This is a genomic window from Duganella sp. CY15W (genome assembly GCF_009857555.1).
GTDB classification, from domain to species: domain Bacteria; phylum Pseudomonadota; class Gammaproteobacteria; order Burkholderiales; family Burkholderiaceae_D; genus Rugamonas; species Rugamonas sacchari.
Window position 1 is genome coordinate 317,831 of record NZ_WWCQ01000003.1, and the last position, 20,267, is coordinate 338,097.

The following is a 20,267-nucleotide window of genomic DNA, read 5'->3' on the forward strand; positions in this document are numbered from 1 at the left end:
CTGCCTGCCATCAGGGCTCGATGCGCTTGGTCAGGTGCTCCATGCCGATGGCCGGCAACGATTCGTCCGACAGGAACAGCCAGTCATGGTTGGCCAGGCGCACCGCTACGCCGTTGACGTGGAAGCGGCTCAGCAGGTTGGGCGTGAAGAACAGCTGCGGCCCCGCCTCATAGGTGGCGCCGGCCAGCACGATGAACAACCGGCTACTGCCTGCCTCGATAGTGGCGGCGTCCAGCGAGAGCTGGCCCAGCTTGCCCTGGCCGGTCTGCACCAGGCCGCCCAGCGAGCGGCTGTAGACAAACGCCAGTTGCTGCCCGTTTTCGTGCCAGCGCAGCAGCTGCTGCCAGGCGGCCCCCTGCGGCGAAGCGCCGACTGGTTCGGGCAGGCTCTTGGAAACGATCAAGGCGGACATGGCACTCTCCTGATGAACGGCTGATAACATCAGCTTAGTCGAAATCCGCCGCGCACTGCTCCGCATGGTGAAATATTGACAATTTCAATCAATTTTTATCAATCGATAGTGAAATGTAATAGACTGGGAAAATTGATTATGTTGGCTCTATCCCGACTTTATTGACGCAAAAATTCGGCTATCAGCATACATGTCTATAAAAAATGCTGATAACCGTTATTGCTGTGCGTGAAAATACCTACTTAATTGAAAGAATTGGTCTGATAAAATCATAGGCCTTCGATCGCAAAATATGGGAAGGCTGTAAAGCATGGATTCGTCACCTGAGAAAAAAGAAGCAATTCGTCAACAACTGCGCGTTGCCGCGCTGGAATACCACGAATTCCCTACACCGGGCAAAATCAGCGTAACGCCGACCAAGCAACTGACCAACCAGCGCGACCTGGCGCTGGCGTATTCCCCGGGCGTGGCCGCGCCATGCGAAGAAATCGTCATCGACCCGGCCAATGCCTATAAATACACCGCGCGCGGCAACCTGGTGGCGGTGATCACCAACGGCACCGCCGTGCTGGGCCTGGGCAATATCGGCCCGCTGGCCGCCAAGCCGGTGATGGAAGGCAAGGGCGTGCTGTTCAAGAAATTCGCTGGCATCGATGTGTTCGACATCGAGATCAATGAATCGGACCCGGACAAGCTGGTGGAAGTGATCGCCGCGCTGGAACCGACCTTCGGCGGCATCAACCTGGAAGACATCAAGGCGCCCGAGTGCTTCACCATCGAGCGCAAGCTGCGCGAGCGCATGAAGATTCCGGTGTTCCACGACGACCAGCACGGCACCGCCATCATCGTTGGCGCCGCCATCCTGAACGGCATTTCGCTGGTCGGCAAAGACATCAAGCAATGCAAGCTGGTGGTGTCCGGCGCCGGCGCTGCGGCGCTGGCCTGCCTCGACCTCATCGTCGACCTCGGCTTCCCGATCGAGAATATCTATGTGACCGACCTTGCGGGCGTGGTCTACCAGGGCCGTACCGAACTCATGGACCCGGACAAGGAACGCTTCGCGCGCGACACTTCGGCCCGCACGCTGGCCGAAGTGATTCCCGATGCGGATATCTTCCTCGGCCTGTCGGCTGGCGGCGTGCTGAAGCAGGACATGGTCAAATCCATGGCGCCGAATCCGCTGATCCTGGCGCTGGCCAACCCGAATCCGGAAATCCTGCCGGAAGACGTCAAAGCCGTGCGCGGCGACGCCGTGATGTGCACCGGCCGTTCGGACTACCCGAACCAGGTCAACAACGTGCTGTGCTTCCCGTACATCTTCCGCGGCGCGCTCGATTGCGGCGCCACCACCATCACGCGTGAAATGGAAATCGCCGTGGTGCACGCGATTGCCGAGCTGGCCCACGCCGAGCAGTCGGACATCGTCGCCACCACCTATGGCTTCAGCAACCTGTCGTTCGGCCCGGACTACCTGATCCCGATGCCGTTCGACCCGCGTCTGCTGACCAAGATCGCCCCGGCCGTGGCCAAGGCGGCCGAAGATTCCGGCGTCGCCACGCGTCCGATCAAAGACCTGCAAGCCTACGAAGAAAGCCTGCAGCAGTTCGTCTACCGCTCGGGCACCTTCATGAAGCCGCTGTTTGCCGTGGCCAAAAAGGCGCCGCTGGACGTCAAGCGCATCGTCTACGCCGAAGGCGAAGAAGAGCGCGTACTGCGCGCGGTGCAGGTGGTGGTCGATGAAAAACTCGCGCGGCCGATCCTGGTAGGCCGTCCGGCCGTGCTGGAAACCCGTATCGCCAAGTTCGGCCTGCGCCTGAAGCAGGGCGTCGACTTCGACGTCATCAACCCCGACCACGACGACCGCTACCGCGACTACTGGCACGCGTACTACGAAATGACCGCCCGCAAAGGCGTGACGCAGGAGTACGCCAAGCTGGAAATGCGCCGCCGCCACACGCTGATCGGCGCCATGATGATCAAGAAGGGCGACGCCGACGGCATGATCTGCGGCACCTTCGGCACCACCCAGCTGCACCTGCACTACATCGACCAGGTGCTGGGCCGCCGCGAAGGCGCATGCGTGTACGCCGCCATGAACGTGCTGGTGCTGCCGCAGCGCCAGCTGGTGATGGTCGACACTCACGTCAACGAAAATCCGGACGCCAACGAACTGTCGGCGATCACCGTCATGGCTGCCGAGGAAATGCGCCGCTTTGGCCTGTCGCCACGCGCCGCGCTGCTGTCGCATTCCAACTTCGGCTCCAGCAACAACGCCTCGGCGCAGAAAATGCGTGCGGCGCTGGAACTCATCAAGCAACGCGACCCATCGCTGGAGGTGGACGGCGAAATGCATGGCGACACTGCGCTGGACTCCAAGCTGCGCAACCAGATCATGCCAGGCTCGACCCTGACCGGCGACGCCAACCTGCTGGTGATGCCGAATATCGAGGCCGCCAACATCGCCTACAACCTGGTCAAGACCGCCGCCGGCAACGGCATTGCCGTCGGTCCGATCCTGCTGGGCTGCGCCAAGCCGGTGCACATCCTGACGCCATCGGCGACCGTGCGCCGCATCGTCAACATGACCGCGCTGTGCGTGGTCGACGCAGTGGCCCAGCGCAAAGCCTAAGCTTGTTTTAACCATCCGGGGTCAGGTCCGTCATTTCTACACGAGCTGGACTGTAGCGCTCGCTACAGTCCAGCTCGTGTAGAAATGACGGACCTGACCCCGTTTTTATTTCTCCTGTAACAAGATGTAAGTGATGTAAAACGAGGGTTTCCGTTAGAAATGCGCAAGTAGCGCTCTGTTACAATATCGGGCTACTAAGATTACCCACGATTTGGATAGGCATTCATCATGCAGAAAACAAAAAAAGCCCTGATTACGGGCATCACCGGCCAGGACGGCGCTTATCTGGCTGAACTGCTGCTGGAAAAAGGTTATGCCGTCACCGGCACCTATCGCCGCACCAGCTCGGTCAATTTCTGGCGTATCGAGGAACTGGGGATCCAGTCGCACCCGAATCTGACGCTGGTGGAGTATGACCTGACCGACCTGAGCTCCAGTATCCGTCTGATGCAAAGCGTGCAGCCGGACGAGGTGTATAACCTGGCCGCGCAGAGCTTCGTGGGGGTTTCGTTCGAGCAGCCGGTGACTACCGCGGAAATCACCGGCGTCGGTCCGGTCAATCTGCTGGAAGCCATCCGTATCGTGAATCCGAAGATCCGCTTCTACCAGGCGTCGACCTCGGAAATGTTCGGCAAGGTGCAAGCCGTGCCGCAAAAGGAAGATACCCCGTTCTACCCGCGCAGCCCATACGGCGTGGCCAAGCTGTATGCCCACTGGATGACCGTGAACTACCGCGAGTCCTATGGCATCTTCGGCTCCTCGGGCATCCTGTTCAACCACGAGTCGCCACTGCGCGGCCGTGAATTCGTGACCCGCAAGATCACCGATTCGGTGGCTAAAATCCATCTGGGCAAGCTGGACGTGCTGGAACTGGGTAACCTCGACGCCAAGCGCGACTGGGGCTTCGCCAAGGAATACGTGGAAGGCATGTGGCGCATCCTGCAGGCCGACCAGCCTGACACCTATGTGCTGGCCACCAACCGCACGGAAACCGTGCGCGATTTCGTGTCGATGGCGTTCAAGGCGATCGACGTATCGCTGGCGTGGAGCGGCACGGCCGACAATGAAATCGGTACCTGCAAGAAGACCGGCAAGGTGCTGGTGCGCGTGAATCCGAAGTTCTACCGTCCGGCGGAAGTAGAGCTGCTGATCGGCGACCCGGCCAAAGCCACCACGGAACTGGGCTGGAAACCATCGACCACGCTGGAACAGCTGTGCCAGATGATGGTGGAAGCCGACCTGCGCCGCAATCAAGCGGGCTTCTCGTTCTAACTCAAGGAGTCTCCATGGCCGCTGAAGGTGCGGGCAAACGTGCCCTGATTACCGGTTTGTCCGGCTTCACCGGCCATTACGTTGCGCAGGAATTGCGCAATGCGGGCTATGAGGTCTTCGGCACCATCACGCTTGGCCATGCGCCGGGCGCCGGCGAATTCGCGGTTGACCTGAACGACCGCGCCGGCCTGGCCGCAGTGGTGCAGCAGGTGCAGCCGGATGTGGTGGCGCACCTGGCCGCGATCGCCTTTGTCGCCCACGGCGACGCCGAGCAGATGTACCGCGTCAACGTGGCCGGCACCCGCAATCTGCTGGAGGCGCTGGCCGGACTGGCGCACAAGCCTGCGGCCGTGCTGCTGGCGTCGAGCGCGAATATCTATGGCAATGCCGATGTGGGCGTGATCGACGAGCAGGTGCCGGCGGCGCCAGCCAATGATTACGCTGTCAGCAAGCTGTCCATGGAATACATGGCGCGGCTGTGGCAGGACAAGCTGCCGCTGATTGTCGTTCGTCCTTTCAACTATACCGGCGTTGGCCAGCATGAGAATTTCCTGCTGCCCAAAATCGTCTCGCATTTCCGCCGCCAGGCCAGCGACATCGAGCTGGGCAACCTGCATGTGTGGCGCGACTTTTCCGACGTGCGCATGGTGGCGCACAGCTACCGCAAGCTGCTGGCGGCGCCCGCAGCGATCGGGTCCACCTTCAACATCTGCTCGGGGCACGGCTATTCGCTGGGCGAAGCGCTGGACATGATGGCCGACATCGCCGGCTACAAGATCAACGTCCACGTCAACCCTGCCTTTGTGCGCGCCAATGAGGTGGTGCGCCTGGTGGGTGACAACCAGCGCCTGGCCGGCGTTATCGGCGCCCTTGATATCGTGCCGCTGGCAGACACTTTGCGCTGGATGTACACCGCGTGACGCATTCTTCTTCTTTACGGGTCGGCCTGTCGGCTACTACCACTGAGCCGGCGCTGACCGGTGGCCGCATGGACGGCATCGGTGTCTACACCCACGCCTTGCAGGAGCATTTGCCGCACGCCGGTGTGGAAGTGCTGCCGTTTTCGTTTGCGCCGCCCGGCAATGCCCACCGCCTGACCGCCAGCCGCGCGCTGCCGCTGTCCTATCCGGTGGCGGCCCTGGGGGATCTGATCCTGCCGTCGTCCGTGCACCTGAGCGTGAACCGCCTGCTGGGCAAGGACGCGCAGCCGCTGGACCTGTTCCATGCCACCGACTACCGCATTGTGCGGATGGACTGCCCGGTGGTGGCGACCCTGCACGACGCGGTGCCGGTCGCGCATCCGGAATGGGTGCGCCCCAAGCTGCGCAAGCTGAAGAACTGGCTGCAGATCAAGGCGGCGCGCAAGGCCCAGCATGTCATCACCGGTTCGCAGTTTTCGATCCGCGAACTGGTCGAGTGCTTCGGTGTGGATGAAAACCGGATCAGCGTGGTGCACCACGGTGTGCGCGCCGAATGGCATGACCAGCCCAGCGCCGAAGAACGCGACGCCACGCTGGCGCAGCATCAGCTGCGCCAAGGGTATTTCCTGTTCGTTGGCACGCTGCAGCCGCGCAAGAACGTCGAGCGCCTGCTGGACGCCTATCTGACGCTGCCGCCGGTGCTGCGCTCCGCGCGCCAGCTGGTCATCGTCGGTGCGCCGGGCTGGCGTAGCGAAGACCTGGTGAACCGCATCAAGGCCGCCCAGCAGAAGGGCGAGCATGTGGTGTGGCTGAACCAGCTGACCGACAACCGCCAGCTGCGCCACCTGTACGCGGGCGCTGGCGCGTTCATTTTCCCGTCCCTGCATGAAGGCTTTGGCCTGCCGCTGCTGGAGGCGTTTGCCAGTGGCGTGGCGGTCGCCTGCTCAGGAACGACCTCGCTGCCGGAAGTGGCGGCCGGCGCGGCGGTGGAGTTCGATCCGCTGTCGGTGGGCGATATCGCGGCGGCCATGACGACGCTGGCGCGCGATGATGCGCTGCGCGCGCGCTGCATCGCCGCCGGCCATCGCCGTGCGCTGGAGCTGACCTGGGATGAAGCCGCACGCCGCACTGCGGCCGTGTATCACGATGTACTGTCACACTGAATTATGCGCGTCCTCCATTTTTATAAGACTTATTATCCCGATTCCTGGGGCGGCATCGAGCAAGTGATACGCCAGCTGTGCGTGGGAACGGGCCACCTGGGTGTGACCAACGAAGTGCTGACGCTGAGCCGCAGCGGTCCAGCCGAAATCGAATTTGAAGGCCATACGGTGCACCGCGTGCCGCTGGACTTTGAGGTGGCGTCGACCGGCTTTTCGTTTGCGGCCTTCCGCAAGCTGGCGCGCCTGGCGCGCGATGCGGATGTGATCCACTATCATTTCCCGTGGCCGTTCATGGACATCGCGCACTTTGTGGCGCGCATCAACAAGCCCAGTGTGGTGACCTATCACTCGGACATCGTGCGCCAGAAGAACCTGCTGCGCGTGTATAGCCCGCTCAAGCGCTGCTTCCTGCGCAGCGTCGATACGGTGGTGGCGACCTCGCCCAACTACCTGGCGTCGTCGCCGGTGCTCAAGCGCTTTGCGCACAAGACCCGCACTATCACCTACGGCCTGGATAAATCGATTTATCCGGTGCCGTCGGAAGCACTGAAAGCCAAATGGCGTGCGCAGGTCGGTGAGCGCTTCTTCCTGTTCGTCGGCGTGCTGCGCTACTACAAGGGCCTGCACATCCTGCTGGACGCCATGGCCAACGTCGATTACCCGGTGGTGATCGTTGGCGCCGGGCCGATCGAGCAGGAGCTCAAGGAGCATGCGCAGCGCCTCGGCCTCACGCATGTGCAGTTCATCGGCGCGGTGGAGGAAGAGGACAAGGCCGCGCTGCTGGCGCTGAGCTACGCCATGGTGTTCCCGTCGCACCTGCGCTCGGAGGCGTTTGGCATCTCGCTGCTGGAAGGGGCGATGTTCGGCAAGCCGATGATCTCCAGCGAGATCGGCACCGGCACCACCTACATCAATATCGACAACGACACCGGCCTGGTGGTGCCGCCGGACGATCCGGCAGCACTGGGCGCGGCCATGCGCACGCTGTGGGAGAACCCGGAACTGGCGGCGCAAATGGGCCGTCGCGCCGAAGCCCGCTACTGGGAGCTGTTCACCGCCGAGAGGATGGCGCAGAACTACCACGCCCTATATCGCGAGCTGACGGCCAAGCCAAGGTAACGCCGCCAAGGTAGAATACGCGCTTATCACTGAATTCCGGAGACTCGCGTGCGCTGCCTGGTTATTGAAGACGAAGCCGAAACCTCCAACTACATCTGCAAGGGCCTGCGCGAAGCCGGCTACACGGTGACGGCCGCCGTCAATGGCCCGGATGGGCTGGACTACGCCACCATCGAGGACTGGGACATCATCATCCTCGACCGCATGCTGCCGGGCCGTATCGACGGCCTGTCGATCGTCGACAAGCTGCGCGCGCTGGGCAAGCAGACGCCGGTCATCATCGTCAGCGCCCTGACCACCATCGACGCCCGTGTGACCGGCCTGCGCGGCGGCGCCGACGATTACCTGTCCAAGCCCTTCGCTTTTTCCGAACTGCTGGCGCGCGTGGAAGCGCTGCTGCGCCGCACGGCGCCCGGCGCCGACAGTACACAGTTGCAAGTCGCCGACCTGCGGCTGGACCTGCGCACGCTGCGCGTCACGCGCGGCAACAAGGTCATCACGCTGCAGCCGCGCGAATACCGTTTGCTTGAATACCTGATGCGTAACGAGAACCAGGTGGTGACGCGCACCATGCTGCTGGAATCCGTGTGGGATTATCACTTCGACCCGCAGACCAATGTGATCGACGTGCAGATCAGCCGCCTGCGCGCCAAGGTGGACAAGGACTTCCCGGTGCAGCTGATCCACACGCTGCGCGGCGTCGGCTACCGCATGGGCGTGACGCCGCCGGACGAAGCGGAGCTTGATGGTGTTTAGATTCCGCACCTCGATCGCGGCCAAGCTGGTGGCGGGCTACGGCCTGCTGGGGCTGGCCTCGATCATGGCGGTATCGGCGGTGTTCTACAGCGGTACCATCGGCGTGATTGACCAGAACATCGACGGCAAGATCATGGCGCAGTCCGAGCGGCTGATGACCCACGTCGGCGACGGCAGCAGCCGCGTGCTGATGGCGGAAATTCGCCGCCTGCTCAGCGACGGCGTCGATAGCGACCGTGAAATCTTTGAGCTGCTGGACAGCGAAGGGGCGCCAGTGGTGGGCAACCTGGGCTCCTGGCCTGACGTCAAGGATGGACCGGAAATGGTCACGGCGTCGGTAGTGCGCGATGAGCGCAACACCCCGGCGCGCCTTTACCTGCGGCCCCTTGACGATGGCAGTATGCTCATCGTCGGACGTGACCTGAGTGAAGAGGAAGCGGTGCGCGAAGTGATCTGGCGCGCGCTGGCGGCCGGCGTCTGCGTCTCGCTGATGCTGACCATCGCCGGCGCGCTGCTGTTCCGCGGCAGCATCGAGGCGCGTCTGGGCGAGATCCGCCGCACCGCGGCGCAGATCGAGGCAGGCGACCTGAGTCCGCGCGTTCCCGTCACCGGCAACGATGAATTCGCGTTGCTGAACCGCGACATCAACCGCATGCTGGACCGCATCGAGCTGCTGATGGCGGGCGTGCGCGATGTCTCCAATTCGATCGCGCATGACTTGCGCACGCCGCTGAGCCGCATCCGTGGCCGCCTGGACGATGTGCTGCGCCATGAGATGACGGTGCAGACGCTGTCCACCGCCGCCCATGATGCGATTGACGATATCGATGACCTGATCCGGCTGTTCGAGCGCCTGCTGCAGATCGCGGAAGCGGAATCCGGCATGCGCGCGCGCCTGTTCGAGCGGCTCGACCTGGGCCGCGTGGTGGCCGACATCGGCGAGATGTACGAGGCGATCGCCGAAGACAACAACATCACGCTGACGGTGGACGCGCCAGCTTCGCTGGATGTGGAGGGCGACCGCAACCTGCTGGCCAGCGCGGTGGCCAGCCTGCTGGATAACGCCATCAAATACGCCGGTCCCGGTTCCACCATCCATGTGCGCGCGGGCCTGTATCACGGCGATGCGGCGATTTCGGTGCATGACAACGGCCCCGGTATTCCGAACGGGGAACTGGACAAGGTGACGGAGCGCTTTTATCGTCTCGACAAGAGCCGCCATATGCCGGGCAATGGACTGGGCCTGTCCATCGTCAGCGCCACCGCCAAGTCGCACGACGGCAAGCTGGTGCTGGAGGACGGCGCACCGGGCCTGGTCGCGCGCATCGTGCTGCCGCTGGCGCCGGCCTGACTACTGACTATCCAATCCGTAATGTGACCATTTCGTAATCTGGCCGCAAGCTTGTGGAAAGCCGTGCAGTTCTATGATGAGCTGTTCTCTATTGGCCTTTCACATCATGCATGATTTAAGCGATATCGCCTCCTGGCTGCAGCACCATCCGATTTACCACGACTCCTCGGTACACGCCACCTTGCCCGACCCTACCTTCGTCACCCAGGGCGAAACGGTGGTCTCGTTCAGCACCAATAACTACCTGGCACTGGCTAACCATCCACGTCTGGTGGCGGCTGCCAAGCAGGGCCTGGACCGCTATGGCGTGGGCAATTGCGAATCGCGCCTGCTGGGCGGCGACCTGGATGTGTACCGCGAGCTGGAGCGCCGCCTCGGCGCCCTGAAGCACAAGAGCGATGCGGTGCTGTTTGTGACGGGCTATATGGCCAATATCGGTGTGCTGTCTTCCATCGTCAAGGCGGCCACGCTGGCGCGCCTGCACGGCTTCCGTGCCAAGAAGCGCCACAAGTACGCCTACTATTCGGATGAATTCAATCACATCTCGATCCGCGAAGGCATACAGATGTCCGGCGCGCTGCGCTACAACTACCGCCATTGCGATATGAACCATCTGGAGTCGCTGCTGCAGGCCGGCGCCACCGACGGCACCACGCCGATCATCGTCAGCGACGGCGTGTTCAGCATGGAAGGCACGATCGCACCGCTGCCGGAACTGGTGGCGCTGGCCGAGCGCTTTGGCGCGCTGCTGTACATCGATGACGCCCATGCCACCGGCATCCTGGGCGCCAACGGTGGCGGCACCTCCGAGCACTTCAACTGCTACAGCAGCAATATCATGCAGATGGGGACCCTGAGCAAGGCGCTTGGTTCGATCGGCGGCTTTGTCGCGGTGGACAAGGAGGTGGCCAATGTGATCCGCCTGACCAGCTCCGCCTACGGCTTCACCTGCCCGCCGCCACCGGACCAGGCAGCGGCGCTGCTGGCCGCACTGGATATTCTGGAAGAAGAACCGCAGCGCCGCCAGCGCCTGTGGGACAACCAGCGCTATTTCATCGAACAGATGCAGCCGCTGGGCTACACCATCATCTCGACCGCCACGCCAATCCTGCCGGTGCTGATCGGCGATGCGGAGACTTGCCAGCGCTATGCGGTGGAACTGCGGCGCGAAGGCGTGCATGTGGATTCGATCCAGTTCCCGGCCGCACCGGTGGGTCAGGCACGCCTGCGCTTCATGATGAATGCGGGCCACACCAGGGCGCAGATCGATCACGCCGTGAGCGTGATGGCGCGTCTGGCGGGCCGCGGCGAACGCCTGGCCGCCTGATTATTGCTCTGCCCAGCGTTCCTTCACTTCAAGCAGCGCGGGCATCTGTTGCAGGAAGATGTCCACCAGGCGGCCTTCGAAATGCTTGTCGCGCTGCGCCAGCATGTGCTCGACGGCCTTCTCCACCGGCCATGCTTCCTTGTACGGACGCGCTGACGTCAGCGCGTCAAACACGTCGGCGATCGCGATGATGCGGCCGACCAGCGGGATCTCCTCGCCCTTCAAGCCATTCGGGTAGCCGCTGCCATCCCACTTTTCGTGGTGGGTCATGGCGACGTCGTAGGCCATGGCCAGCATGCCATGCGGATGCTGGCCGATGATCTTGCCACCGATGACGGCGTGCGACTGCATCACCTTCCATTCTTCCGCGTCCAGCGGCCCGGGCTTGCGCAGTATATTGTCGGGAATGCCGATCTTGCCGACATCGTGCATGGGCGCGGCGTGCAGCAGGTCTTCCGCTTCGGCCTCGGTCATGCCCATGGCCAGGCCCAGGATGCGCGCGTAGTGGCTCATGCGGATCACGTGCAGGCCGGTTTCGTTATCCTTGTATTCCGCCGCCAGACCGAGACGCTGGACGATTTCCAGGCGGGTCTTCTTGAGTTCATCCACGCCCACCAGCGACAGGTGGGTACGCACGCGCGCACGCACGATGGGCGGGCTGACCGGCTTGGTGATGTAGTCCACCGCGCCTGCCTCAAAGCCGACCACCTCATCGTCGGTGTCGCTGAGGGCGGTGACAAAGATCACCGGGATGGCGGCGGTGGCCGGATCGGCCTTCAGTCTGGCGCAGGTTTCATAGCCGGTCATCCCCGGCATCATGACGTCCAGCAGGATCAGTTGCGGCTTTTCTGACTGCGCCAGTTCCAGTGCGCGCGGGCCGTCCTTGGCGAACAGCAGGCGATACTGGTCTTGCAGGATGTGGCGCAGCAGCTGCAGGTTGCTGGCTTCATCGTCCACCACAAGAATCTGCGGCTGGTTGGGCTGGTGGGTGGTTCTCATGGGTACTCCGTGGTCAGGCTGGCCAGTAAGGTCTGTAATGCGGCTTGCGCCTGCGGGAAGTCGAAATCGTTCAGGGCGTCCTGCACGGCGCCGAGCTGCCGGGCCAGTGCCTCGGGCGCGCCGGTGAGGGCGGCGGTCAGCGCGGTCAGGGCGGCGTCATTCAAGGCGCCCCGCTGCAGGAATGGTAGCAGAGCGGCGCATTTCTGGCGCGCGATAACCGGATCGAAGGCAGCTGCCGGCGGCGGCGCTTCCAGCCGTGCACCGCGTGGCGGCGCCAGCGCGTGAATGGCGCTCAGCGCTGCGTCCAGCTGTGCTGCCAGCGTCCGCTGGGCTTGCGCCAGCTCCGTCTGCAGGGCGGAAGAGATGCTGCCCGCACCGTCGCGTTGCGGCGAGCCGCACAGCTTTTCGAGCTGCGCCAGCGTTGCGGTCAGCTGTTCCAGGCCGATGTTGGCGGCGACGCCGCGCACCTTGTGGCACCAGGCCTGCGCCTCGGCCAGGCGTACCTCGCTGCTGTTGGCCAGCAGCTTGGCCAGCGTGGCGGCGGCCGTGCTGTAGTCCGCGACAAAGCGGTGCAGCGCCTGATGGTATGCGGCCTCCTGGTCGCCCCAGCGTTGCAGGCCGGCTTTCTGGTTCAGTACACGCTGGCGTGGCACTTCGGATGGCGGCGGCGCGGAAGCCAGGGGCGGCAGTGCGAGCACCTTGGCGATTTCATGCGACAGCGTGTGCCAGTCCACCGGCTTGGAGGCGAAACCGTCCATGCCCGCAGCGGCGGCGGCTTCGCGGTGCGCCGCCAGCACGCTGGCCGTCATCGCCACGATAGGCAGCGTGGTAGCGCCGCTGTCCTGCTCGCGGAGGCGGATCGCGCGCGTCGCGGCCAGACCGTCCATGAGCGGCATCTGCATATCCATGAGCAGCACGTCATAGCGCTGTTCCGCCGTCATCTGCACTGCTTGCGCGCCGTCCTGCGCGGTGTCCAGCGTGTGGCCGCGTTTGGCCAGCAGCAGCGACAGCAGCTCCAGGTTTTGCGGCACATCGTCTGCCGCCAGCACGCGCAGGGCCGGCAGCGGATAGTCGCTGCGCTCGCTGCTTTGCGCCTGGCCGTTGCGCGCCGGTTCCAGCGGCAGCATGACGTGGAAGGTGGTGCCGACGCCCTGCGTGCTCTCGGCCCAGATCTTGCCGCCCATGAGCGCCACCAGCTGGCGGCTGATGGTGGTGCCCAGGCCTGTGCCGCCAAAGCGGCGCGTCATCGAGGCGTCGGCCTGGGTGAACGGATCGAAGATGGCGTTGATGCGTTCCGGCGCGATGCCGATGCCGGTGTCCTGCACGGCGATATGCAACTGGCCCTGCTGCACGGCGGCCCGCAGGCTGACCTTGCCGGCCGAGGTGAACTTGATGGCGTTGTCCAGCAGGTTGCCCAGGATCTGCCGCATGCGCAGCTCGTCGCCATGCAGCCAGGCTGGCAAGCCCGTGTCGTAATTGATATCGATGGTCAGGCCCTTGCTGCGGGCGTTGCTGCCGAAGGTGGACGCCAGCTCGTCGATGAGGCCGAGCAGGCTGTAATCGTCGGGCTCCAGTTCCACCGCGCCCTTATCCAGCTTGGCGGTATCGAGAATTTCATTGAGCAGGCGTAGCAGCGAGCGGCCTTCCTTGCGCACCGTGTCCAGATGGCGGCGCTGCTCGGCGTTGAGCTCCGTGTCGAGCAGCACGTCGGTAAAGCCGAGGATGGCGTTCATCGGCGTGCGGATCTCGTGGCTCATATTGGCGACAAAGCTGGCGCGCGCGGCGGCGGCCTGTTCCGCTGTTTCCTTGGCCTGGCGCAGCTGCTGCTCCATTTCGCGCCGCTCGCTGATGTCGAGGATGACGCCGTCGATCCAGCGCACGTCCGGGTGGCTTTCATCCTGCGTCACAGCGCCATGCTCCCACATGAAGCGGCGGCTGCCATCGGCGTGGATCAGGCAGTACTCGACCTGGTAGGCGCTCAAGGCGTCGATGCTGCGCGAGATTTCATCTGCCACGCGTTCGCGGTCTTCTTCGCAGATCAGGGAGCCCAGCGTGCGGGTGCGACTGGCGCCCACAAACTCGCTGGCCGAATAGCCGGCGACGCGCTCGATGCCGTCGCTGATGAAGGTGGGTGGCGCATCGAAGGCCATGCTGCTGCGGAAGGAGATGCCGGGGATATTGCCGATCAGCGAACGGAATTGCTGTTCGCTGTCGCGCAGCGCCTGCATGATGGCGCGGCGTTCCGTGATGTCGGTAATGAACAGCACAAACAGGTCGCGCTCCGCCAGACGTGCGTGGCCCAGCGCGCGCCGTATCGGCACCTGGCTGCCGTCCTTGCGCACGGCGATCACCTCGCTGCCCTTGCCGGGAATGGCGGCATTTTCGGTGCGCAGGTAGTTGAGCAGGCCCTCGCGTTCGGAACGTTCCGCATCGGCCATCAGGATGCGGACATTGCGGCCCAGGATCTCATCGCGGCGCCAGCCGAAGATGCGTTCGGCCGAGGCATTGAATTCGTGGATCAGGCCTTCGCGGTCGACGGTGATCACGCCATCCACGGTGGTGGTCAGCAGCGCGCGCATCCAGGCCTGGCTCTCGTTTTGCTGGCGATACAGTTCGCGGTAGCGCAGCAGGCCATTGGCGGCCATCACAAATACGGTGAAGGCGACGGTAATCAGCGTGATCGCCAGCGCCAGGAAAGTGGAGTTCTGCTGCGCGACCGGATCCGGTGGCAGCTGGCCGACGAAACGCGCCGCCGCCATGCCGGTGTAGTGCATGCCGGCGATGGCGCAGCCCATGACGGTAGCGCTGATCCCTCCCACCACACCGCGCGGCAGGCGCAGCGTGCGCAGGCCAAAGCGTATCCACAATGCCAGCGTGGCCAGCACCACCGCCACCACGATGGACAAACCAAACATGAACGGGTCGTAGCGCAGATCCAGCATCATCACCATCGCCGCCATGCCGGTGTAGTGCATGGCGCCGATGCCCGCGCCAACCAGCACGCCGCCACAGACGAGCGAGATGGCGCTCAAACGGCGCATGCTGATGATGTAGAGCGCCACCCACGACGCGGCAAGGCTGGGCAGTACGGACAGCAGTGTCAGGCCATGGTCGTAGTCGACGTTGATGCACAGGTCAAAAGCCAGCATGCCGATGAAGTGCATGGACCAGACGCCGCAGCCCAGCGCCAGGCTGCCGGTGGCCAGCATGGCGTAGCGCAGCCCGCGCGTGTTGATGCGGCGTGCCTGTTCCGCCACTTGTAATCCCATCCATGATGAGAATATGGCAACCAGGATTGAGAGGATGACCAGCGCCGGTGAGTAGGTGCCGTATTGAAGCAGGACAGGGTTGTCCGGGGGGGAGAAGATTTCCATCATGGTGAGGGAAACCTTATCACATAAAAAAACCGCCCGGAGGCGGTTTTTCCTAAATTTTTACGACTTGGCGAAGGCCAGGAAATCGTTGTTGAACTTCTCTTTGTGCGTGTCGGTCAGGCCGTGCGGCGCACCTGGATACACCAGCAGCTTGGAACCTTTGACGATCTTTGCAGAGGCGATGCCGGCCGCCTTGATCGGCACGACCTGGTCGTCGTCGCCGTGGATGATCAGGGTCGGCTTGTCGAACTTTTTCAGATCGTCGCGGAAGTCGGTTTCCGAGAAGGCCTTGATCGAGTCGTAGGTGTTTTTGAAACCGCCCTGCATGCCCTGTGCATACCAGGCCTGGATGATGCCTTGCGATGGTTTGGCGCCAGGACGGTTGTAGTTGTAGAACGGGCCGGAGGCGATGTCCAGATACAGCTGGCCGCGGTTATTGATCTGGCCTTGGCGGATGCCGTCGAATACTTCGATCGGCAGGCCGTCCGGATTGGTGTCAGTCTTCAGCATCAGCGGCGGCACGGAAGAGATCAGGCCCAGTTTGGCGATGCGTTTGGTGCCATGGCGGCCAACGTAGCGCGCCACTTCGCCGCCACCGGTCGAGAAGCCGGCCAGGATGATGTTCTTCAGGTCGAGCGCTTCAATCAGCTGCGCCAGGTCGTCGGCGTAGTGGTCCATGTCGTTGCCTTCCCAGGGCTGGCTGGAACGGCCATGGCCACGGCGGTCATGGGTGATGACGCGGAAGCCGTTATTGGCCAGGAAGAAGGCTGCCGATTCCCAGCTGTCCGAGCTCAGTGGCCATCCATGGCTCAGGATCACGGGCTGGCCATTGCGAGGACCCCAGTCCTTGTAATAGATCTCGACGCCGTCGCGGGTGGTGATGGTGGCGACCGTCCTGGTGACTTTGCCGGCTGGCGCGGCGACCGCTTCGCTGCCGACTGCGGCCAGTGCGGTGGCGGCTGCGGCGACGGCGCTGCCGACCATGGCGTTGCGGCGGGATGGGTTGATCTGTTCAGTCATGATGGTGCTCCGTAGTGAGATGAGATGAACGCATGGTAGGCAGAATTTCCCTGCTTGAGAACGGACATTCCTGCAAAGCCGGATTGCAATTTTGCATATCCCGCCAGCTGGATATGGGCGCTTGACCCGGAAGGGTTAGTGGACCGACGTGTTGCTTTAAAAACAAATCTGTTTGATACTTGCCGGGCTGATCCGCATATCGCCGGATCTCACTATGGGACACACTGAAAACAATGGCTTTCCTGACCAAAAAGAAGCTGGTGCTGGCCGTCGGCCTGCTCGTGATCGGCGGTGCTGCAGCCGCGTACTATTCCAAAAGCAAGACCCCCGTGGTGGAGGCGCCACGCTTCCGCACGGCGGCGGTTGATACCGGCAATATCACGCAGACGGTAACGGCCACCGGGACCATCAATCCGGTCGCCCTGATTAACATTGGCTCGCAGGTTTCGGGCACGGTGAGCGAGCTCAAAGCGGACTTCAACGACCACGTGACCAAGGGCCAGGTGCTGCTGAAACTGGACCCGACCATCTTCAACGCGCAGATCCGCCAGGCCGATGCGCAGCTGTCATCGGCCAAGGCCTCGCTGCGGCTGGCGCAGGCCACGCACCAGCGCAACCAGTCGCTGCTGACGCAAAGCTATATCTCGCCGCTGGCGCTGGACCAGTCCAAGCGCGAGGTTGATGTGGCGCAGGCGAATATCCAGCTGGCGCAGGCGCAGCTGGCGCGCGCGCAGGCCGATCTGGATAACAGTGTGATCCGCTCGCCGATCGATGGCGTCATCATCAAGCGTACCGTGGACCTGGGCCAGACCGTGGCGGCATCATTCACCACGCCGCAGCTGTTCCAGATCGCGCGCGACCTGACCAAGATGCAGATCGACACCAGCGTGTCGGAAGCGGACGTCGGCCAGCTCAAGGAAGGCCAGGAAGCCCGCTTCGTGGTGGACGCCTATCCGGACAAGGAATTCAATGCGCGCATGCGCCAGTTCCGTCTTGCCGCCAATGTGGTGCAGAACGTGGTCACCTACAACGTGGTGCTGGACGTCGATAACAAGGACGAGCTGCTAAAACCGGGCATGACGGCGCAAGTGCGTCTGCTGGTGGGCAATCGCCAGAACGTGCTGCGGGTGCCGACTGCCGCGCTGCGCTTTCGCCTGAGCGACGAGGAAATCGAGAAGCAGAAGAAGGCCGCTGAAACGGCTGCTGGCAAATCCGCCTCCGCATCGGCCAGCGCCACCGCTGCCGCAGATACGCCGCAGGATGACGATGCCTCCTTCCGCACCAAGGCTGACCTGGCGCGCTCCTTCCGCATCTACACGCTGGACGCGCACAACGAGCCTAAAGCGCTGGACGTGCGCATCGGCCTGTCCAACTTCCGCTACACCGAAGTGGTGGGCGGTGAACTGAAAAAGGGCGACAAGGTCATCACCCGCGCGATCGGCGGTGAAAAAGAAGGTGGCCTGTGAGTACGGCGGAACTGCTGATCGATATTCGCCAGGTCACCAAAAGCTACTTCTCCGGCAGCGTCGAAACGCAGGTGTTGCATGGCATAGACCTGGCCGTACCGCGCGGCGACTTCCTGGCGGTGATGGGGCAATCCGGCTCCGGCAAATCGACGCTGATGAATATTTTCGGTTGCCTCGACCAGGCGACGGGCGGCAGCTACTTCCTCAACGGCGTCGATACCCTAACCCTGTCGCGCAATGAACTGGCGACCATCCGCAACCGCACCATCGGCTTTGTGTTCCAGAGCTTTAACCTCATCAAGCGCATGAGCGTGGCGGAGAACGTCGCGCTGCCGCTGATCTACGCGGGTGTATCACGCGCCAAGGCGCATGCCAAGGCATTGGTGGAACTGGAGCGCGTGGGCTTGAAGGAGATGGCCAAACGCACGCCGAACCAGCTGTCCGGCGGCCAGCAGCAGCGCGTGGCGATTGCGCGCGCGCTGGTGGGCGATCCGCCGCTGATCCTGGCCGATGAACCAACCGGCAATCTCGATACGCAAACCAGCGTGGAGATCATGCGCTCGTTCCAGGAATTGAACCAGGAGCGCGGCATCACCATCCTGCTGGTGACGCACGAACCGGACATCGCCGCCTACAGCAAGCGCCTGATGCGGCTCAAGGATGGCCGCGTCCTATACGACGGCCCGGCGGCGGAGGGCTTGCGCCAGCTGGCGCTGAGCCATGAATCAATAATGGTATAAACGATATGAACTTTTTACAGATCGTAGTGGAGGCGTTCCGCTCCATGCTCGCGAACCGCCTGCGTACGCTGCTGACCATGCTGGGCATCATCATCGGCATTACGTCGGTGGTGCTGCTGCTGGCGGTGGGCGACAGCATGAAGCGCTTTATCGCCAAGGAGCTGGAACAGCTGGGCACCAATATGCTGTTCGTTTCGCCGGGCGGCGACCGCGCGCAGCAGCAGCGCATGCGCAACGGCGCGCAGCCGGCGCTGACCATCAGGGATGCGGCAGCGCTGGACCAGTTGCCATCGCTGGCGGGGGCGGCGCCGGTGCTGCAGGGCGGCTTTAATCTGGCCGTCGGCAACGAGAACGCGTCCAAGACCGTGCACGGCGTGACGCCGGCCATGTTCAAGATCCGCGGCTGGAAGGTGGACAAGGGCAGCGCCTTCAGCGACGCCGACGTTCGGGCCTCGGCGCGCATGGTGGTCATCGGCCGCAAGATCGCCGACCAGTTCTTCTACAAGACCGACCCGCTGGGCAAATACATCCGCATCGAGAACGTCTCGTTCCAGGTGGTGGGCGTGTTGTACGGCGAGGGCAAGCAGGTCGATGGCGGTGACTTGAGCGAGTATGTGATCGTGCCGATTACGGCGGCTGCTGCCAACCTGGTCAAGGTGCAGTTCCCCGGCAATGTGCATTACGTGGTGGCGCAGGGTAAGTCGGGTGGCGATTTGAAGGATGCCATCCAGGACATCAGCGAAACGCTGCGCGACCGCCATCACATCAAGATCGACCAGCCGGATGACTTCCGCATCGATAACCTGGCGTCGTTCGCGGAGACGGCGCAGAAGATCAGCGCCGGCATCGCGCTGCTCCTGGGGCTGATCGGCGCGATCTCGCTGGTGGTGGGCGGCATCGGCATCATGAACATCATGCTGGTGTCGGTGACCGAGCGCACGCGTGAAATCGGCATCCGCATGGCGATCGGCGCCAAGCCGCGCGACGTGCTGCTGCAGTTCCTGACCGAAGCGGTGGTGATCTGCCTGGTGGGCGGTATTTTCGGGATTCTGCTGGCCAGCGGCGCGGCGGCCGGGATCACGGCAACCGGCAAGTTCGATGTCATCATCACCTTGCGTGCGGTGATCGTGGCGTGTGGCTTCTCCAGCCTGGTGGGTGTGTTCTTTGGCTTCTATCCGGCGCGCAGGGCATCCAAGCTGTTGCCGGTGGACTGCCTGCGCTACGAGTAATCAGTATTCGAAGCGTTTGCCGCGCGAGGATGCTTTGGTGAAGATGGTGTGCTCGTCGCGCTCCTTGCGGACTGCCTCGCGGCGTTCGTTGTTGGCGCGGCGGCGTTCTTCGATACGGGCGTTATGCTCGTCGATGCGCTGCTGCGTCTTCATGCCCTGTTTGCTGTTTTGCAGCAGGCCGAATTTTTGCAGCAGGGCTGCGGCCCACAGCAGGAATATCATCAGCAGCAACAGCAGGTAGCCGGCTTGCCACAGTCCGTAGTTCTGGCTGATGAAGGGGAAGATGGGGGAGGCGTCTTCCAGCCATCCCTGGCCCAGGATGCCCAAGGCGGCCGCCAGCACGCCCAGACCGATGGTCTTGGCAATCATCCAGCGGCTGGCACGGATACGCTGCTCCCAGAAGGCTTGCGGATCGTCCAGTTGGTCGAGATAAGGGGAATGGTCGTGTTGCGTGGTCATAGCGACAATTTTTTCGGGCGCCAATATTGCG

General features: G+C 63.1%; 16 protein-coding genes. 11 read left to right on the top strand and 5 right to left on the bottom strand.

Annotated elements, in window-relative coordinates; genetic code table 11:
• Nucleotides 1-10 precede the first annotated feature (10 nt).
• A complete protein-coding gene (locus GTP58_RS16435) occupies nucleotides 11-412 on the bottom strand; it encodes a hypothetical protein (protein WP_161078379.1) in 402 nt (133 codons plus the stop codon).
• 310 nt (nucleotides 413-722) lie between these two features.
• Between GTP58_RS16435 and GTP58_RS16440 the strand changes: the two genes are divergently transcribed.
• From GTP58_RS16440 to GTP58_RS16475, 8 genes are all read left to right on the top strand, one after another.
• Complete coding sequence (locus GTP58_RS16440; RefSeq protein ID WP_161078380.1) at nucleotides 723-3,041, top strand: NADP-dependent malic enzyme; 2,319 nt, start codon at nucleotides 723-725, stop codon at nucleotides 3,039-3,041.
• 228 nt (nucleotides 3,042-3,269) lie between these two features.
• A complete protein-coding gene (gene gmd / locus GTP58_RS16445) occupies nucleotides 3,270-4,313 on the top strand; it encodes a GDP-mannose 4,6-dehydratase (RefSeq protein WP_161078381.1) in 1,044 nt (347 codons plus the stop codon).
• 14 nt (nucleotides 4,314-4,327) lie between these two features.
• Nucleotides 4,328-5,233 (top strand): GDP-mannose 4,6-dehydratase, encoded by a 906-nt coding sequence (locus GTP58_RS16450; protein WP_161078382.1) that lies wholly within the window; start codon nucleotides 4,328-4,330, stop codon nucleotides 5,231-5,233.
• Nucleotides 5,230-6,396, top strand: a complete 1,167-nt coding sequence (locus GTP58_RS16455) for a glycosyltransferase family 4 protein (RefSeq protein WP_373924753.1) — start codon at nucleotides 5,230-5,232, stop codon at nucleotides 6,394-6,396. Before GTP58_RS16450 ends, GTP58_RS16455 begins: the two co-directional genes overlap by 4 nt.
• Before the next feature lie 3 nt (nucleotides 6,397-6,399).
• A complete protein-coding gene (locus GTP58_RS16460) occupies nucleotides 6,400-7,515 on the top strand; it encodes a glycosyltransferase family 4 protein (protein WP_161078383.1) in 1,116 nt (371 codons plus the stop codon).
• Between the two features lie 48 nt (nucleotides 7,516-7,563).
• Entirely contained in the window at nucleotides 7,564-8,271 is a 708-nt protein-coding gene (locus GTP58_RS16465; protein WP_072786024.1) for a response regulator transcription factor, read from the top strand.
• Nucleotides 8,261-9,622 carry a HAMP domain-containing sensor histidine kinase gene (locus GTP58_RS16470; RefSeq protein ID WP_161078384.1) on the top strand — a complete coding sequence of 454 codons (1,362 nt, stop codon included), beginning with the start codon at nucleotides 8,261-8,263 and terminating at the stop codon, nucleotides 9,620-9,622. The genes GTP58_RS16465 and GTP58_RS16470 overlap by 11 nt, the downstream gene beginning before the upstream one ends.
• A 106-nt stretch (nucleotides 9,623-9,728) precedes the next feature.
• A complete protein-coding gene (locus GTP58_RS16475; protein ID WP_161078385.1) occupies nucleotides 9,729-10,949 on the top strand; it encodes a pyridoxal phosphate-dependent aminotransferase family protein in 1,221 nt (406 codons plus the stop codon).
• Here the strand turns inward: GTP58_RS16475 and GTP58_RS16480 are convergent, their stop codons facing one another.
• From GTP58_RS16480 to GTP58_RS16490, 3 genes are all read right to left on the bottom strand, one after another.
• The gene (locus tag GTP58_RS16480; protein ID WP_161078386.1) at nucleotides 10,950-11,948 is read right to left on the bottom strand and encodes an HD domain-containing phosphohydrolase; all 999 of its coding nucleotides are present in this window, start codon (nucleotides 11,946-11,948) and stop codon (nucleotides 10,950-10,952) included.
• Entirely contained in the window at nucleotides 11,945-15,217 is a 3,273-nt protein-coding gene (locus GTP58_RS16485) for an MHYT domain-containing protein (RefSeq protein ID WP_229215609.1), read from the bottom strand. The genes GTP58_RS16480 and GTP58_RS16485 overlap by 4 nt, the downstream gene beginning before the upstream one ends.
• Nucleotides 15,218-15,382: 165 nt before the next feature.
• Complete coding sequence (locus tag GTP58_RS16490) at nucleotides 15,383-16,342, bottom strand: alpha/beta fold hydrolase (RefSeq protein ID WP_161078388.1); 960 nt, start codon at nucleotides 16,340-16,342, stop codon at nucleotides 15,383-15,385.
• Nucleotides 16,343-16,575: 233 nt separating this feature from the next.
• Here GTP58_RS16490 and GTP58_RS16495 point away from each other — a divergent pair, with 233 nt between their 5' ends.
• From GTP58_RS16495 to GTP58_RS16505, 3 genes are read left to right on the top strand one after another with little or no spacing between them, the layout of a single operon-like run.
• Nucleotides 16,576-17,808, top strand: coding sequence for an efflux RND transporter periplasmic adaptor subunit (locus GTP58_RS16495; protein ID WP_161078389.1), 1,233 nt, complete (start codon nucleotides 16,576-16,578; stop codon nucleotides 17,806-17,808).
• A complete protein-coding gene (locus GTP58_RS16500) occupies nucleotides 17,805-18,548 on the top strand; it encodes an ABC transporter ATP-binding protein (RefSeq protein WP_161078390.1) in 744 nt (247 codons plus the stop codon). The genes GTP58_RS16495 and GTP58_RS16500 overlap by 4 nt, the downstream gene beginning before the upstream one ends.
• A gap of 44 nt (nucleotides 18,549-18,592) precedes the next feature.
• Nucleotides 18,593-19,777 (top strand): ABC transporter permease, encoded by a 1,185-nt coding sequence (locus GTP58_RS16505; RefSeq protein ID WP_084560192.1) that lies wholly within the window; start codon nucleotides 18,593-18,595, stop codon nucleotides 19,775-19,777.
• Here the strand turns inward: GTP58_RS16505 and GTP58_RS16510 are convergent, their stop codons facing one another.
• Entirely contained in the window at nucleotides 19,778-20,236 is a 459-nt protein-coding gene (locus tag GTP58_RS16510) for a hypothetical protein (protein WP_072786195.1), read from the bottom strand.
• Nucleotides 20,237-20,267: the final 31 nt, after the last annotated feature.

What these genes read in the sequence shown, in the direction of transcription:
- GTP58_RS16495 (WP_161078389.1), top strand. Translation starts at nt 16,576, where the DNA reads ATGGCTTTCCTGACCAAAAAGAAGCTGGTGCTGGCCGTCGGCCTGCTC.
- GTP58_RS16450 (WP_161078382.1), top strand. Translation starts at nt 4,328, where the DNA reads ATGGCCGCTGAAGGTGCGGGCAAACGTGCCCTGATTACCGGTTTGTCC.
- GTP58_RS16485 (WP_229215609.1), bottom strand. Translation starts at nt 15,217, where the DNA reads ATGGGATTACAAGTGGCGGAACAGGCACGCCGCATCAACACGCGCGGG.
- GTP58_RS16435 (WP_161078379.1), bottom strand. Translation starts at nt 412, where the DNA reads ATGTCCGCCTTGATCGTTTCCAAGAGCCTGCCCGAACCAGTCGGCGCT.
- GTP58_RS16470 (WP_161078384.1), top strand. Translation starts at nt 8,261, where the DNA reads ATGGTGTTTAGATTCCGCACCTCGATCGCGGCCAAGCTGGTGGCGGGC.
- GTP58_RS16505 (WP_084560192.1), top strand. Translation starts at nt 18,593, where the DNA reads ATGCTCGCGAACCGCCTGCGTACGCTGCTGACCATGCTGGGCATCATC.
- GTP58_RS16460 (WP_161078383.1), top strand. Translation starts at nt 6,400, where the DNA reads ATGCGCGTCCTCCATTTTTATAAGACTTATTATCCCGATTCCTGGGGC.
- GTP58_RS16440 (WP_161078380.1), top strand. Translation starts at nt 723, where the DNA reads ATGGATTCGTCACCTGAGAAAAAAGAAGCAATTCGTCAACAACTGCGC.
- gmd (WP_161078381.1), top strand. Translation starts at nt 3,270, where the DNA reads ATGCAGAAAACAAAAAAAGCCCTGATTACGGGCATCACCGGCCAGGAC.
- GTP58_RS16475 (WP_161078385.1), top strand. Translation starts at nt 9,729, where the DNA reads ATGCATGATTTAAGCGATATCGCCTCCTGGCTGCAGCACCATCCGATT.
- GTP58_RS16490 (WP_161078388.1), bottom strand. Translation starts at nt 16,342, where the DNA reads ATGACTGAACAGATCAACCCATCCCGCCGCAACGCCATGGTCGGCAGC.
- GTP58_RS16480 (WP_161078386.1), bottom strand. Translation starts at nt 11,948, where the DNA reads ATGAGAACCACCCACCAGCCCAACCAGCCGCAGATTCTTGTGGTGGAC.
- GTP58_RS16510 (WP_072786195.1), bottom strand. Translation starts at nt 20,236, where the DNA reads ATGACCACGCAACACGACCATTCCCCTTATCTCGACCAACTGGACGAT.